The following is a 15,325-nucleotide window of genomic DNA, read 5'->3' on the forward strand; positions in this document are numbered from 1 at the left end:
TTACGAGGATTCCCATGCGCCCCCGCCTCCTCCTGTTCGCCCTCCTCCTCGCCGTCGCCTTTGTGCAGTCAGCCCAGGCCCAGTTCCAGGTCTCGCTCGACATCAAGCGCCGCTTCCTCATGGTCTACGAGCCGATCGTCGCCACCGTCACCGTAGCCAACCTCAGCGGCCGCGACATCACGCTCACCGACTCGCCCACGCAAAGCTGGTTCGGCTTCCAGGTCAACTACGGCGAGACCTCCCGCATCATCCCGCCCAACGACCCCTTCTACCGCCAGCCCCCGCTGACCCTCGCCATGGGCCAGACCATCAAGCGCAGCGTCGTGCTCAACAACCTCTTCCCCATGGGCGAACTCGGGCTCTACCGGATACGCGCCACTATCTTCGATTCCGCCCGCGAGAAATATTACCAGTCGCCCGTCATCGGCCTGGAGCTCAGCGAAGGCAAGCTCGTCTGGCAGCAGAACGCAGGCGTTCCCTCCGGCTACAACGGCGCGGGCGGCACGCGCAAAGTCTCGCTACTGACCTTCCGCAGGTCTGAGTCCACCTACCTCTACGTCCGCGTCGAGGACCCCGACAACGCCGTCGTCTACAGCACACTGGGGCTCGGGCGGATCATCTCGGGCATCGACCCCGAAGTCCAGTTTGACGGCCAGAACGTCGTCAACGTCCTCCAGCTCATCGGCCAAAAGGCCTACCTCTTCACCCGCGTCAGCCTGGACGGCGAAATCATTTCCCAGGAGACCTACACCACCACCAAGTACCGCCCCACCCTGCGGCGCAACGCCTCCGGCTCCATCTCCGTCTACGGCGGCACCGCCTCCCGCACCGGAGCCCCGGGCGATCCCGGCGAAAAGGTCCCCAACAAACTTTCCGACCGGCCCGTGCCAGTACCCGCACAGTAGCCCATCCCCTAGGCTCCCCTCCCGCACCTCTTTCAACGCCGCGTGGCTTCAATCGCCCACGCGGCGTTTCCATTTTTTGGCCTATATCAACCTTGTTTAAACATTCGATTAATTACCGCTTGCGCCTCCCGCCGGATTCGATTGATTGCCGGACATGAAACGCATCCTCCTGCTGCTTCTCCCGCTTTTCTCCCTTGCGGCCAGCGGCCACGCCTTCAACACCGTCATCATCGACGCCGGCCACGGTGGCAAAGACCCCGGCGGCATCCCCCTTAACCTGGCCTGCGAAAAAACCCTCGCCCTCGACGTCGCCGGGCGGCTTGGGGAAATCATGCGCGAGGAAGGCATCCGCACGATCATGACCCGCACCAACGACACCTTCGTTCCGCTGCCCGCGCGCGTCGCCATCGCCAATGCCCATCCCGGCGCGCTCTTCGTCAGTATCCATTTCAACTCCGGCATGCGGCGCGGTGCCAACGGCTTCGAGACCTTCTACTACAACCCGAAGTCAGCCCCCATCGCCACGCGCGTCTACAGCGAGCTGGAGCGGATGCACCCGGGCGAGCAGCGCGGCGTCAAGCGGCGCGCCCTCTACGTCCTGCGCAAAACGCGCGGCGCCGCCGTACTGGTGGAATGCGGCTTCCTCACCAACCCGCAGGAAACAGCGCTCTGCCTCACCCCGGCCTACCGGGAGAAGCTCGCCCAGGCCATCGCCAAGGCCATCACCGACGGCCAGGTAGCCTCAACCAAGACCCCGGAGCCCGCGAAGAAAAAGGACGCCAAAGACCATTCCGGCTAAAGCGGATTACATCATATCGAACCAGAGGGCGGCAGCGGATGCCGCCCTTTTTCTTTTCGGCAACCGGTGGAGGAGACACTGGTAATTCCCCACCGGCAATGATCTAATCCGCCCCATGAGCGTGACTTGCCAGGAGATGAAACGCATCGAGGAAGCCGCCTTTGCGGCAGGCGCCTCCGCCGAGGCGCTGATGGAACAGGCGGGCGAAGAGATGGCCCGTGCAATAATGCAATTTTTCCCCATCCCCGGCGAGTGCCGCGTCTTCTTCGGCAAAGGCCACAACGGTGGCGATGCCCTGGTAGCGGCCCGCCACCTGCTCCACCAAGGCTGGATGGTAAAGGTGCAAAAAACCTTCCCCGAGGGCGAGCTGGCCCCGCTCACGCGCAAAAAGCTCGGCGAATTCATCGCCACCAGCCGGGAAACCTGTTTCGCCGCGCCCAGCTCCTCCTACGGCCCCCGGATTCTCCTCGACGGCCTGCTCGGCATCGGCGCCATCCATCGGCGCGGCGAGCCCGAAGGCTCCGGGCTGCGCGAACCGATTTTAAGCGCCGCGCGGGAACTCAACCGCCAACGCCGCGAGGAAGGCGCGCTCGTCTTCGCCCTTGATGTCCCCACCGGCCTCGACGCCGACACGGGCGAAGCCGATCCCGACACCGTGCAGGCGCATTTCACCCTCTGCGTGGCCTTTGCCAAGCGGGGCCTGCTGGCCGACAGCGCCCTCCCCTCGGTGGGCCGCCTGGCCGTCCTGCCGCTGCCCGCGCTCGAAGCGCACGCTCGCTTTGTTTCCCCGCTGGAAACCGTCGCCACTCCCGAGACGCTGCGTTCGCTCTTGCCCGTACGCCCTTACGACGCGCACAAGGGGATGTTCGGCCGCGTCGGCATCGTGGCCGGTTCGCGCGGATTCGCCGGAGCCGCCATCATGGCCGCCAACGCAGCAGTGCGCGGCGGCGCGGGCTTGGTGACACTTTTTGTCACACCAGATATTTACGCCCCCGTAGCCGCCGCGGCGATGCCGGAGGTGATGGTCACGCCGGTAGACTGTTACCTGGCCGTGCTCGAACGCCCCTTTGACGCCCTGGCCATCGGGCCGGGCCTGGGCCGCGAAGACGCGGAGGACGTCTTGGCCGTCTGCGAATATTTCACCGGGCCGATGGTGATCGACGCCGACGCGCTCAACGATCTGGCAGGCCACATGGAAACGCTCCACCGGGCCCGGGGGCCGCGCCTGCTCACGCCGCATCCCGGCGAAATGGCCCGGCTATTCCCGGAAGGGGCCGGGCTCACGCGGCGCGAAACCGCCGAGCGTTTCCTGGAAACCCACGCGGGGGGCGAGGCGGATGTCACACTACTCCTAAAGGGCTCGCGCACGCTGGTCGCCCGGCGCACCCCGGAAGGCCTGCGCACATCCTATAATACCACCGGCAACCCCGGCATGGCCACCGGCGGCATGGGCGACGTCCTCACCGGCCTCTGCGCCGCCCTGCTCGGCCAGCGACTCGCCCCGTTCGACACCGCCCGGCTCGGGGCATGGCTCTGCGGCCGCGCGGCGGAAATGGCCCTCACCGCGGGCGACCACAGCCAGGAGACGCTCGCCGCCACGGATCTCCTGGGCTTCCTGGGCCGCGCCTTCCGCGAGGCGCGCTACCGCGGTTCATACTAATAACTACTCGATATTACTCATACACCGGCTCGATCTGCCGGTCAACCACCTTGCCCGTGAGGCGATCGATGGCGAGATGCAGCCAGTAGCGGCGCTCGCTCTGCACGACGAAGCGGTCGAGCGAACCGGCATTGGGCGGGAAAACGCCCGACTGCGCCACGACGTCGATGAGCAGGTTCCACGTGCGCGCGTTGGTGACGCTGGAGAGGGCCAGGAGCGCCCCATTCCTGTTACTAGACGACGCTAGCATCCCCGGCAGCCCGGAAGGGTCGGCAATGGGCGCGGCGGCAAATTTCGCGGGCAGGGTATAGGCGATGGTCAGCGCCGTGGAACTGGTCGTTCGACTGGAGCCGGTGTCGTTGAGCGCAGCCAAGGAGAGCTGCGCGTAGAGCCCCATGTTGTGCGCCGAGTTCGGGTTGAGCTTCCCGGCGGAGACGGGCGGTTCATCAATGGCGGAAAAGAGATCCAGCAGCGGGGAATAGTCGATATCCGTCGCCCAGAAATCGACGCCATCGACATACCCGAGCCCGCCTACCGACTGGAAGACCTGCTTGTTGCCGAGATACTTGTTGATAATGGCCGAGCCGGTTTTGAGAACCTTCGCATCGGTCACCGTCCCGGTCTTGGCGATCATCCCCGCCTTCAGCAGCTCAAAGAAATTCGGCTCACGCAGGAAGGGGCCCTGCTGGCTCGGATCGGTTGCCGCCGCGACCTCCCCGAGGGTCTTGATATCAGCGGACACGCTCCCCTCCGGGCCGATATAGGTAAAGTCCACCGTCCCCGACGTCACAGAGTTGCACGAAATGCCAAAGCAGGCCCGGAGCGCGGGTTCGTTAGTCCCCGATACGTTAACCAACGCCAGCCGCTTGAGGGAAAAGCGAGAGTGCAGCAGCGGCTCGCCCTCGCCGGATGAAACCAATCTGAGGTTGCCGTCGTCATTGTAGTGCTGGAACTGCCCGGGACGCGATATCCGGATTTCGTGGAAACGCGAGGGGGCCGTGACCGCACGCGTGAACGTACCGAGGTGTTGCAGCGTATCCTCGTCCCACCGAAGTTCGCGCCGCAGCTCCAGCAGCTCCAGCCGGGTGAGGAAAGCCTGGTCGGTGCGCCCGCCGTTGCCGGACGCGCCGCCAACTTTCATAAACCCGTCGCCATTGGCAAGCATCAAGCGGCAGTAGTCCGCCGCGCCGGCGGCGTCTATGGAAAGCGCGCGAATGGTCGATCCGCTGCCACTGGCCGAGGCGTAGTTGCGCCAGCCGACGATATTATTGGTCATGGAGCCCGAGAGGCCCAGGCGGGTCAGGTCAGCAAAGGCCAAGACGCCTTTTCCCGCAATCGTGGCCGGGGCCGAAGCGGTGGGGTACCCGGCCACGTTCATGTCAAGAAGGCCGCTCTGGTCGTAGATGGCGTAGGCGTACCTGCCGATGGCCCGGGTACTCGGCACGGACAGCGTCTCCGGGCCCAGGTCGGTTACGTAAACCCAGCTCGGCGCGGGGAACGCAGTAATCGGCGTGGGGATGGAGGAGCCGCTGGTCGTCAGCCGGGGCACGAGGTAGTGGCGGTTCCAGCGCGTCGGGGAGATCGAGCGCCCGTTGGCCGACGTGGCCGTGGTGGAGGCGGCAGAGGCCGGGAAAAGGTCCACTCCCGGCGAGAGCACCGCCGAGGTGGAGCTGATCCGCAGGAGGCTGGGGATGGTCCCGCTGGTAGTCACATTGCGCTGCGGCACGAGGTTCCCGGGAGACGTGGCAACGTAGAGCGTGCAGCGGCCGCTGGTTTCCAGGCTTGAGCCGTTAACAATCTCCTGTCGCAGTTCGCTGACCAGGATATCCAGCGCGCTGCGGGCCAGCTCACACGCCTGCGCCTGCTGGCAACTGCTAAAGGAGACCCGCCGCATGGCCGTTGTCCGGCTGTAGGTGGCAATGACCACCGTTGTGATCAGCACCGTAAAGGCCAGCACCACGATGAGCGCCATGCCCCGGGTTGACCGAGTTAATTTAAAAGAGAGCAGCTTCATGGCATATCCCCAGGAGCGTGCAGGGGCGAGAGGTAAAACCAGCGCCGGTAAATCCGGATCGACGAAAGGACGGTCGGGGGCAAGCCGCTCGTCTGGAGCGCCTCTTGCCACCGCGCCTCAAGATCGCCCGGATGGGTAGTCGTCGCGGAAAAATTCTCCAGGGACCCGGCCAGGTCCTCCAGCGCCTTCTGCGAAAGCAGCGCTCGCCCCCGGGCGTCGATAATCGCGATGACGACCCCCAGTGCCGCCACATCGCGCAGACCATTCACCGGACCGCCCGAAATCCACGGCAACGTACTCAGCACCGGCGGCTGGTCGCCGTCCGAGCGAAGCACATAGTAATACTCCATCCGAAACACCCCGGCCCCAGCGGGCTCGCTGCCGTCATCGCCCGTGGGTGTAATGGCCCCTGGCCAGTTGTGCAGCAGCGTATTGCTCTCCGATCCGCTCGAGGAGCGCGAGACCCCGGCGAAAATCATCTGCGGGTCCGGTCGGTCCATCCCATTCCAAAGCAGCCCGCAGCTATAGCGCTGGAGCCCCTCCACCGGGTCCACCCAGTAGCCGACCACCGAGATGGGGCTATTCCACGAATCGTCCGGGTAGTACCCCGGCACGGAGCTGAAAAAAGCGATCTTGTCATTGCCCGTGCCGTCCACCCAGCGGTTCACGTCGTCCTTAAGCCAGTAATCGACGTCCGGCCGCCGGATCATCTGGGCGAAGTCCATCGACATCCGGTCGAACACCGAGCGGGCTTCCTCATCGGCGTCCAGGCGGCGGTTGCCGGTGCACTGGATCCAGCGCGCCCCGTTGCACACCTGCGCCGCCAGCACAATGAGCAGCGCCAGGATCGTCATCGTCACGAGCCATTCCACGAGCGTAAATCCGCTCACCGGGGTGGCCGTGAAAATCCTCTTCATCGTCAATTTCGGTCCACCGCGATAAACGTCCGGACCCGCCCGGCCGCCTCCGCCGGGGCAGCCTGCGCAGGCCAGCTCACCAGGACATTGGCCAGCGTGGCCAGCTTCGTATACGCCGCGCTCCGGCTGGGCAGGAACGAAACCGCCACCCGGTAGCGCGAATCCGCAACCGGCGCATCCGAGCTGCGCCCCGCCTCGCTAAAATAGCGCACCACCGTCGCCCCCGAGCCCGGAGGGATGGGAATGCCAAAAAAACTCGAAATTCCACTAGTCCGCGGCGTCTCCCGGAGGTCCACCGCCACCAACGTCAGCAGATTCGCCGCCGCCGTCTCCTCCGAGGCCACCTGGCTATTCTTAAACCCCGCCGGGAGCAGACCATAGACCGCCAATAGGCAAAAAGCACAGATTCCCAAGGCAAACGTCACCTCGACAAGGGAAAAAGCGGCAGATAGGCTACTGTGCGGTGTTTTCATCAGGACTCGCCCGAGAGAGTACTCAGGGCAGGCCCCCGATGGCAACCCGTATCGACACATGCGCCCTACGCATAATGCCGGTTGTTTAACGCCCTGGGAAAGTTTTCCCGGGGGGCTAGGCATAGAATCGGTTGACATCGGCCGGGGACCCGATAGAGTTTCCGCTCTTTTTCCAAACAGTTTTTCAGGCTTATGAAACGCACCTACCAACCTTCCAAGCGCACGCGCAAACAGCAGTTCGGGTTCCGCGCCCGTATGAAAACCAAGAGCGGCCGCGCGATCCTTTCCCGCCGCCGTCAGCGTGGGCGCAAGCGCCTGCTGCCCAAGGGCGTGGAGATCCATTTCGCCCGCCACACCGAGGCGTAATTCCCCAAGTTTGCCAGTCTGCGAACTGGCCCCATTGCGCCCTGATCCGCTGATGTGCCGCTGACGTTCCCAAAGTCGATCCGCCTGCACTATAGCTCGGAGTTTCTCCGCGTGAAAACGGAGGGGCGCGCCTTTGGGGGACGATATTTCACCCTCGGGGTGCTTAAAGACCGCGAGGCCACCCGCACCGGGCTGATCACCTCCAAGCGAGTCGGAATCGCCGTGGAACGCAACCGGGTCCGTCGCCGGTTGCGGGAACTGATGCGGCTCTCCCTGCCCGAGTGGACCCCGGGCGTCTGGGTCGTCGCCATTGCCCGCAGGGCGGCCGTGAAGGCCAGCTTCACCCAGTTGCAAGGCGAGTGGACCCACCTCGCCCGGCGCGCCGGAATCTTGCAGAAAACCGGTGGCGAAACCTCCCAGGACCGTCCATCGTGATTGACCGTCATGCTGAAGTGGGTTGTATTGAAATTAATCCGGTTTTACCAACTGGGTCTGTCGCCTCTATTGAGCGCGATCACCGGGCCCGGAGGAGGGTGCCGGTACGAGCCTTCGTGTTCGCGCTATTTCGCGGAGGCCGTGGAACGCTTTGGAGTCAGGCGCGGCGGTTGGCTGGGGCTGAAGCGAATCGCCCGCTGCCATCCGTGGGGAGGGCAGGGCTATGACCCCGTGCCGCCCGAAGATTCGCACCCAGGGGGCCACCGGCCCTGAAACCGCACGTTAATTTTCAGTTTTTTTATGGATCGTAAAAGCATCGTTGGGATCGGGCTCGCCATTCTGGTCTTCGTCTTCGCCCAGCACCAGCAGTTGAAGCACCAGCGCCTCAACCCCGCCCCGGCCACTCCCTCCACCTCCTCCGAGGCCCAAGCCTCCACCACCCCTTCCGCGGCCCCGACAACGGCCCCCGAGACCGCCGCCGCCATCCCCGCGGCCCCGGCAGCCCCGCTTGAAGCCGCCCCCACGGCCACCGTTCCCGAGGAAACCCAGGTCGTCGGCAACGGCGCGGTGGACTACACCTTCACCAACCTCGGCGGCGGCATCGCCTCCCTCAAGCTCCTCAACCACCAGGGCGCCCAACCCGGAGAGCGGATGGTCCTCAACAACGGCGCTTCGCACCCGATCGGCGCACTCGTCCTCCACCCCGAGAAAGCCCCTAACACCCCCTACACCGTCACGGTAGACGGCGACCGCGTCATCTGCGAGACCACGGTGCCCCCGGGCATCTCCGTCAAAAAGACCTACACCCTCAACCGCGACCCGAAAGCGGCCTACCGCCTCGGCCTGGAAGTCGTCTTCCAGAACAAGAGCGCCGGAGCCGTCGACTACCCCGCCTACTACGTCTTTACCGGCCTGGCCCACCTGCTCCACGGCAGCGACGTCCCGATGTACATCGGCTTCGACTACTTCGCCGGGCACTCCAACTCCTTTATCACCCCGAACTGGTTCGACGCGGGCCGCATCCCGCTCATCGGCATCGAGACCTCCGCCGCCAAGCCCTTCTACGCCCAATCTCCCGGCAACGTCCTCTGGGCAGGCGTGCGCAACCAGTACTTCACCACCATGCTCCTGCCCGAGGGGACCACGGGCCAGGGCGTCTGGGCCCGGCAGGTCCCCGGCAAGCTCGATGAGCACGACGTCAAAGGCATCGAAGGCTTCCTCGAAATGCCCGGCTTCAAGCTCGTCCCGGGCGAGACCGTTCGCAAAAACTTCACCGTCTACTCCGGCCCCGCCGAACTCGAAGCGCTCGCAGCCCTTGGCAGCAACGCCACGGCCATGACCTACCTCGACCGCTGGTGGATCACCCGCACCGTCGGCACCGTCCTCCTGCGCTCCATGAACACCCTGCAAGGCTTCCTCCACAGCTACGCCTGGGCGATCATCGTACTGACCTTCATCGTCCGGGGCCTGCTCTGGCCGATCCAGGGCCGCGCCAACCGCTCCATGAAGCGCATGCAGCTCCTCATGCCCAAGCAGACCGAGCTGCGCGACAAATACAAAGACGACCCGGCCCGGATGAACCAGGAGGTCATGAAGCTCTACAAACAGTACGGCGTCAACCCCCTCTCGGGCTGTCTGCCGATGCTCATCCAAATCCCCATCTTCATCGGCTTCTACTCGATGCTCGGCACCGCGGTGGAACTGCGCAACTCCAGCTTCCTCTGGGTTCACGACCTCTCCCGGCCCGACACCATCTTCTTCCTGGCCGGCTTCCCGGTGAACATCCTGCCCATCGCCATGGCCCTCACAATGGTCTGGCAGATGCAGCTCACCCCGAAGGCGGGCGACCCCTCCCAGCAGAAGATCATGATGCTCATGCCGCTCATCTTCGTGGTCTTCACCTACAACTTCGCCTCGGCCCTGGCCCTCTACTACACCGTCCAGAACCTCCTCTCAATCCTCCAGCTCTACGTCACGCGCAACCAACCGATGCCCGCGCTGGAAAAAACCAAGAAATAAGAGGCCAAGGATTGATCGGAAATCAGAAATAATTTTAATTTCTTTCCCTGAGTTCGTGAGTTCCTAATGTAATAGCCCGAACGAACACATCACCCCTCGTCATGAAACAGACGCCAAAGGAAATCCTCGACACCCTGCTGGGCTGCCTCGGGTTTGCGTTTGAGATCGAGGAAGTCGAGACAGAACACGGCCTGACCCTCCAGGTCTACTCCAACGAAGGCGAAGCGCTCACCGGCCCCTCGGGCCAGCGCATTGAGGACTTGCAGTACCTCGTCAACCGCGTCCTGCAAGCGCAAGACCCGACCAGCCCCAAAGTACAGGTCGACGTCGAGCATTACCGCGACATGCGCAACGACGCCCTCCTGGCCCGGGTGCGCAAAATCGCCGATAACGTCCGGGAGACGGGCCTCCCGTTTCACCTTGAGCCGATGAACTCCTACGATCGCAGGCTCATCCACAACGCGTTCAAAGACGATCCGCAAATCGCCACTTGGAGCCCGAACGATGACGCCCGGTTGAAGCGGATCACGCTAAAAATCCGCTCTCATGATCACCCCTGAACTACTCTGGAGCCACGTCGAAACAGTCCGCGCCAAAGCCCCCCTTGTCCATAGCATCACCAACCTCGTGGTGATGAACCTCAACGCCAACGCGCTCCTGGCCCTAGGCGCCTCGCCCATCATGGCGCACGAACCCGAGGAACTCCCCGACTTAATGGCCATCGCCTCCGCGCTGGTGCTCAACATCGGCACACTCGACAAAGCCTGGATCGGCAGCATGAAAGTCGCCGCCCGCGAAGCCTACAAACGGGCCGTCCCGCTCGTCATCGACCCCGTCGGAGCCGGAGCCTCGCGCCTGCGCACCGAGACAGCCCTGGCCCTCATCGCCGAGGGGCAGCCCGCCGTCATCCGCGCCAACGCCTCCGAGTTACTGGCGCTGGCCGGGGGAGCCGTTAACACCAAGGGCGTGGACAGCACCCACACCGCCACCCAAGCGCGCGACGCCGCCCGCAGCCTCGCCCTGGAGTTCCGCTGCACGGTCGTCGCCAGCGGCGAGACCGACCTCGTCACCAATGGCCGCGAGACCTGGCACCTGGGCGGCGGCTCAGCCCTCATGCCGCGCATCACCGGCATGGGCTGCACGTGCAGCGCCATTGTCGGAGCCTTCGCCGCGGTGGCCGACCCGCTGGATGCCGCAGCCGCTGGCATGGCCATCATGAAAGTCGCCGCCGAGCTAGCCGCCGGAAAAGCCTCGGGCCCCGGCTCCATGCAAGTCCATTTCCTCGATGCCCTTTATTCGCTAAGCCGCGCCGATTTCCTGGGCCACGTCAAACTGACTCGCGCATGAGCCGCGACCTATCGGTTTACCTCGTCATCGGGCGCGATTTCACCGCCGGACGCGACCTGCTGGAGGTCGTCGCCGAGGCGGTGGCGGGCGGCGTAACGCTCGTGCAGCTTCGCGAAAAGGAGGCGAATTTGCGCGAATTCACCGAGCTGGCCCGGGCATTAAAGACCCTCCTGGCCCCGACGCGCACCCCCCTTTTCATCAACGACGACGTCACCGTGGCGCGGAGCGTCGGCGCAGAGGGCATTCACCTGGGCCAGAGCGATCTCCCCGTGGCCGAGGCGCGCCGCCTGCTGGGCCCGGCGATCCGCATCGGCCTTTCCGTGGAGAACCGCCAGCAAGCGCTCGCGGCGGAAGCGCTGGAGGTCGATTACCTCGGCATCAGCCCCGTCTTCCCCTCGGCCAGCAAAACGGACACCGCCCCCCCCTGGGGCCTGGAGGGCCTCGCCTGGGCGCGCGCCCATAGCCGCCACCGGCTGGTCGGCATCGGCGGCATCCACCAGGCCAACGCCGCCGGGGTCATCCGCGCCGGAGCCGACGGCGTGGCAGTCATCTCGGCCATCGCCTCGGCCCCCTCCCCGCGCCAGGCGGCGGAGGAGTTGAGCAAAACCGTGCTGGCAGCAAAGGGCCAATGCCATTAGGATAGACCCTTCCATGCAATCCGAGATTTCCAGGCGGCGCACCTTCGCCATCATTTCCCACCCCGACGCGGGCAAGACCACGCTGACCGAAAAGCTCCTCCTCTACGGCGGCGCAGTCCAGCTCGCCGGGTCCGTCACGGCCCGCAAGAGCCAGCGCGCGGCCACCTCGGACTGGATGGAACTCGAACGCAAACGCGGCATCTCGGTCAGTTCCACTGTTCTGCAATTCGACTACGACGGCTATCGCGTCAACCTCCTGGACACCCCCGGCCACAAAGACTTCTCCGAGGACACCTACCGCGTGCTGACCGCCGTGGACGCCGTCGTCATGGTCATCGACGCGGGCAAAGGCATCGAGAGCCAGACGCGCAAACTCTTCGAAGTCTGCCGCCGCCGGGGCGTGCCGATCTTCACCTTCATGAACAAAGTCGACCGCCCCACGCGCGACCCCATCGAGCTGGTCGACGAGCTGGAGAGCGTGCTCGGCATCGGCGCGTTCCCGGTCAACTGGCCGCTCGGAACCGGCTTCGGCTTCAAGGGCGTCTACGACCGCCAGGCCAAGGAGCTGCACCTCTTCGAACGGACCAAAATGGGGGCCTACCGCGCCCCGGTAACGGTCACAAGCCTGGACGAACCGCTCGTGCGCGAGCAGGTGGACCCGGCGGATTACTCGCGCTTTGTCGAGGAGCTGGAAATGCTCGAACTGGCAGGCCGCGAATACTCGGAGGAGGCAGTGCTCTCCGGCACACTCACCCCCGTCTTTTTCGGCAGCGCCATGAACAACTTCGGCGTACAGCTGCTGCTCGACTCTTTTTTGGCGAAATCCGCCCCCCCCGCCCCACGCCGCTCGGCCGCCGGAATGGTCAACCCGACCGATCCCGCCTTCTCCGGCTTTGTCTTCAAAATTCAGGCCAACATGGACCCGAAGCACCGCGACCGCATCGCCTTTGTGCGCGTTTGCTCCGGCAAGTTCGAGCGCGACATGACGGTGACCCACGCGCAATCGGGCAAAAAAGTGCGCCTCTCCAGCTCGCACAAGCTCTTTGGCCAGGAACGCGAAACCGTGGACGAAGCCTGGCCCGGCGACATCGTGGGCCTGGTGGGCCATAGCGAATTTGGCATCGGCGACACCCTCACCGAAGACGCCGCCATCGCGTTTAACGAAATCCCGCGCTTCGCCCCCGAGTGCTTCGCCTATTTGCAGAACCCCAACCCGGGCAAGTTCAAGCAATTCCGCCAAGGGCTCGACCAGCTCTTGCAGGAAGGCGTCATTCAGGTCTTTTACCTGCGCGATTCCGACCAGCGCATCCCGCTCTTGGCGGCAGTCGGCCCGCTGCAATTCGAGGTCGTGCAGTACCGCCTGGAGAGCGAATACGGCGCGGCCTCGCGGCTCGAATCCGTGCCGTGGGAGATCGTCAAATGGCTCAAAGCCGGGACCGCCCCCTCCGAAATCGCTGAGATGAAGCTCCCGACCGGCTGCCGCATCGCCTACGACGCCGAAGACCAGCCCGTGGTCCTCTTCCCCAGCCAGTGGACGATGGATTATTTCATCAAGCAGAACCCGGAAGCTAAGCTGTTTAACTTGTCGGCGGATTCGAAGGGATAAATAGCCGCAAAAAGGCGCAACAGGTCTATCACTGATATGACTTGTCGCAGGAACAGAACCGGCGCAAATTCGGCCCGTTATGGAATTGTTCCGATCATGGCTAGGTATTTTCGGGTTGGTTTTCCTGTTTTTGGGCCTACCCATCGCAGTCCTCTTGATTCTGCTCGGGACGATTTTCAAAACGTGGTACGTTCGCTGGCTGCTGGCGCTGGTAATTTGGGGCCTCTTTGTCTCTTCTCTTCCGTCTCCTCACTCGATTCCCGAGGGATACCGGCTTCAGTTCGAAGCCAAGACAAACATGGAACATCTCTACCCCGCCCTGGTTGCTTACCAAAAAGACCACGGGGGCCAATGGCCTTTGACATTCGCCGAGCTAGTTCCCCGCTATGTCTCCCAAGACCAAATCGGATGGTTCTATGCCCGAAGCAAACTTGGCCCAATTAGCCGGGAACAAAAGGCAGCGGAGCAGGACCCATCCGAAATCGACCGGAGCGGCCAGTTTGTTTCACTCTCCGGCCAAGGCGGGATGCTGGCGACAGCAAAAACTCCCATCATCAAACGCACTTTGGGCCTTCCGTGGTCTGAGCGCCATTTTTGCGTCATTTTAACCACGGATGGTCAAATCCAAACCGTCACGAACGAGGATTACCGCCAGCGGTTCAGACACGCCAAGGCCCAGGCCCGCTAGCCTTACGCCTCCGGCTTCCGCTTAAAGTGGAGCTGCTCCACGCGGCGGCCATCGCACTTCGAGATGGTCACTTCGTAACCGTCGATGGAGACCTTTTCGCCCTGTGAAGGAAGGCGCCCGATCAGGTTCGTCACATAGCCGCCGATCGTGCTCACATCCGGGCTCTCCAGGTCGAGCCCGGCGACGTCGTTGAGCTCGTAGAGGCCAAAGATGCCTTTGACGTAAAATTCGTTGTCGCTGATGCGACGGAACTCCGCCTCCTCAACGTCGAATTCGTCCTGGATCGAGCCGACCAGCTCCTCCATGACGTTGTCCAGCGTCACGATGCCGACCGTGCCGCCGTACTCGTCCACGACCAGCGCCAGGTGGGCGTGCTTGGTTAGAAAGAGCTTGAGGAGCTTCTCCAGCGGCATCATTTCCGGCACGGGGAGGATCTCCCGCTTGATGGTGGCCAGATCCGGCGCGGCCTTGTGTTGCAGGGTCAGGCCCATCAGGTCTTTGATGTGGACCAGGCCGATGGTGTTATCCAGGTGCCCCTGGCAAAGCGGGAAGCGGGTGTGGCGCGAATCCTGGGCGATTTTGAGGTTCTCCTCGAAGTTGTTTTCCAGGTCGAGCGTCACCACTTCGCCGCGCGGCGTCATAATGTCGCGCACGACGAGCCGCCGCAGGTCCAGGGCGTTGATCAGGATCTCCTTGCCCATGGGCGAGACTTCGTCGGCCTTCTCGCTTTCAGTCAGGATGACGCGCAGCTCCTCCTCGCTATGGCCGATCTCGTGCTCGCTGGCGGGCTGCACCTTGAAGCAGCGCGAGAGGATGAAATTGGCCGCGTTATTGAGCAGCGAAATGGCCGGGCCGAACCCGATGGCGAACCAATGCAGGGGCCGGGAAACCCAGAGCGTGGCCGAAAGCGGCTTGCGGATGGCAAGGCTTTTGGGCACCAGCTCGCCCATGACGATGTGGGCAACGGTGATCAACGAAAAGGCGAGGGCGAAGGAGACCGTATGGACCAGCGCCATATTGGTGATGCCCGCCAGGTGGAAAAACGGCTCCACCATCCGGGCCAGGAACGGTTCGCCCAGCCACCCAAGGCCGAGGCTGGCTAGCGTAATGCCGAGCTGGGTGGCAGAAAGATAGGCGTCGAGGTGCCGGGTGATCTCGCCCGAAAGCTTGGCGCGCGAATCTCCCTCCTCGATCAACGGCTCCAGCTGAGTGGAGCGCACCTTGACGATGGAAAACTCCGACGCGACGAAAAACGCGTTCAGCAGCACCAGCAGGCCGATGACCAGGAGCTTAAGAAAGATGACGTCGGCCGATTCCCACTCCGCCGCGGGCGCGGAGGCCGTGGATAGGGCCAGCAGCATCGAGAAATTCATAAAGGTTACCGCCTAAGGGGAACCGAATCTTTGCAAAAGCAACGGCTCGCCGCGAACTCACGGCGAGCCGAAAAGCAGTTAAAAT

General features: G+C 63.7%; 16 protein-coding genes. 12 read left to right on the plus strand and 4 right to left on the minus strand.

What is annotated here, in order from left to right:
• The first annotated feature begins 14 nt into the window (after positions 1-14).
• The 3 genes from B2828_RS10260 (at position 15) to B2828_RS10270 (ending at position 3,364) form a co-directional block, all read left to right on the plus strand.
• Positions 15-905 (plus strand): hypothetical protein, encoded by an 891-nt coding sequence (locus B2828_RS10260; RefSeq protein WP_479633637.1) that lies wholly within the window; start codon positions 15-17, stop codon positions 903-905.
• Positions 906-1,059: 154 nt separating this feature from the next.
• Complete coding sequence (locus B2828_RS10265; RefSeq protein WP_479633638.1) at positions 1,060-1,704, plus strand: N-acetylmuramoyl-L-alanine amidase family protein; 645 nt, start codon at positions 1,060-1,062, stop codon at positions 1,702-1,704.
• A 115-nt stretch (positions 1,705-1,819) separates the two neighbouring features.
• The gene (locus B2828_RS10270; RefSeq protein ID WP_479633639.1) at positions 1,820-3,364 is read left to right on the plus strand and encodes an NAD(P)H-hydrate dehydratase; all 1,545 of its coding nucleotides are present in this window, start codon (positions 1,820-1,822) and stop codon (positions 3,362-3,364) included.
• 13 nt (positions 3,365-3,377) lie between these two features.
• Here B2828_RS10270 and B2828_RS10275 read toward each other — a convergent pair whose 3' ends face one another.
• The 3 genes from B2828_RS10275 to B2828_RS10285 are packed head-to-tail and all read right to left on the minus strand — an operon-like array spanning position 3,378 to position 6,768.
• On the minus strand, positions 3,378-5,378 hold the full coding sequence (locus B2828_RS10275; RefSeq protein WP_479633640.1) for a hypothetical protein: 2,001 nt from the start codon (positions 5,376-5,378) through the stop codon (positions 3,378-3,380).
• Complete coding sequence (locus tag B2828_RS10280) at positions 5,375-6,295, minus strand: prepilin-type N-terminal cleavage/methylation domain-containing protein (RefSeq protein ID WP_479633641.1); 921 nt, start codon at positions 6,293-6,295, stop codon at positions 5,375-5,377. The genes B2828_RS10275 and B2828_RS10280 overlap by 4 nt, the downstream gene beginning before the upstream one ends.
• A 2-nt stretch (positions 6,296-6,297) precedes the next feature.
• Entirely contained in the window at positions 6,298-6,768 is a 471-nt protein-coding gene (locus tag B2828_RS10285; RefSeq protein WP_479633643.1) for a hypothetical protein, read from the minus strand.
• A 192-nt stretch (positions 6,769-6,960) separates the two neighbouring features.
• Here B2828_RS10285 and rpmH point away from each other — a divergent pair, with 192 nt between their 5' ends.
• The 9 genes from rpmH (at position 6,961) to B2828_RS10330 (ending at position 13,867) form a co-directional block, all read left to right on the plus strand.
• The gene (gene rpmH, locus B2828_RS10290; protein WP_479633644.1) at positions 6,961-7,134 is read left to right on the plus strand and encodes a 50S ribosomal protein L34; all 174 of its coding nucleotides are present in this window, start codon (positions 6,961-6,963) and stop codon (positions 7,132-7,134) included.
• 54 nt (positions 7,135-7,188) lie between these two features.
• Complete coding sequence (gene rnpA / locus B2828_RS10295; RefSeq protein WP_479633645.1) at positions 7,189-7,569, plus strand: ribonuclease P protein component; 381 nt, start codon at positions 7,189-7,191, stop codon at positions 7,567-7,569.
• A 9-nt stretch (positions 7,570-7,578) separates the two neighbouring features.
• Positions 7,579-7,842, plus strand: coding sequence for a membrane protein insertion efficiency factor YidD (yidD, locus tag B2828_RS10300; RefSeq protein ID WP_479633646.1), 264 nt, complete (start codon positions 7,579-7,581; stop codon positions 7,840-7,842).
• Positions 7,843-7,869: 27 nt separating this feature from the next.
• Positions 7,870-9,588 carry a membrane protein insertase YidC gene (gene yidC / locus B2828_RS10305; protein ID WP_479633647.1) on the plus strand — a complete coding sequence of 573 codons (1,719 nt, stop codon included), beginning with the start codon at positions 7,870-7,872 and terminating at the stop codon, positions 9,586-9,588.
• Positions 9,589-9,689: 101 nt separating this feature from the next.
• Positions 9,690-10,148 carry a Jag family protein gene (locus tag B2828_RS10310; protein WP_479633648.1) on the plus strand — a complete coding sequence of 153 codons (459 nt, stop codon included), beginning with the start codon at positions 9,690-9,692 and terminating at the stop codon, positions 10,146-10,148.
• On the plus strand, positions 10,135-10,935 hold the full coding sequence (thiM, locus tag B2828_RS10315) for a hydroxyethylthiazole kinase (RefSeq protein ID WP_479633649.1): 801 nt from the start codon (positions 10,135-10,137) through the stop codon (positions 10,933-10,935). The genes B2828_RS10310 and thiM overlap by 14 nt, the downstream gene beginning before the upstream one ends.
• Complete coding sequence (gene thiE / locus B2828_RS10320; protein WP_479633650.1) at positions 10,932-11,573, plus strand: thiamine phosphate synthase; 642 nt, start codon at positions 10,932-10,934, stop codon at positions 11,571-11,573. The genes thiM and thiE overlap by 4 nt, the downstream gene beginning before the upstream one ends.
• Before the next feature lie 13 nt (positions 11,574-11,586).
• Positions 11,587-13,179, plus strand: coding sequence for a peptide chain release factor 3 (locus tag B2828_RS10325; protein WP_479633652.1), 1,593 nt, complete (start codon positions 11,587-11,589; stop codon positions 13,177-13,179).
• Between the two features lie 79 nt (positions 13,180-13,258).
• On the plus strand, positions 13,259-13,867 hold the full coding sequence (locus B2828_RS10330) for a hypothetical protein (protein WP_479633653.1): 609 nt from the start codon (positions 13,259-13,261) through the stop codon (positions 13,865-13,867).
• Between the two features lie 2 nt (positions 13,868-13,869).
• On the opposite strand, the gene B2828_RS10335 is transcribed toward B2828_RS10330, so the two are convergent.
• Positions 13,870-15,240 carry a hemolysin family protein gene (locus B2828_RS10335; RefSeq protein WP_479633654.1) on the minus strand — a complete coding sequence of 457 codons (1,371 nt, stop codon included), beginning with the start codon at positions 15,238-15,240 and terminating at the stop codon, positions 13,870-13,872.
• Positions 15,241-15,325: the final 85 nt, after the last annotated feature.

It is taken from the genome of Spartobacteria bacterium UBA695, from assembly GCA_002298145.1.
Taxonomy (GTDB): domain Bacteria; phylum Verrucomicrobiota; class Verrucomicrobiia; order Chthoniobacterales; family Chthoniobacteraceae; genus UBA695.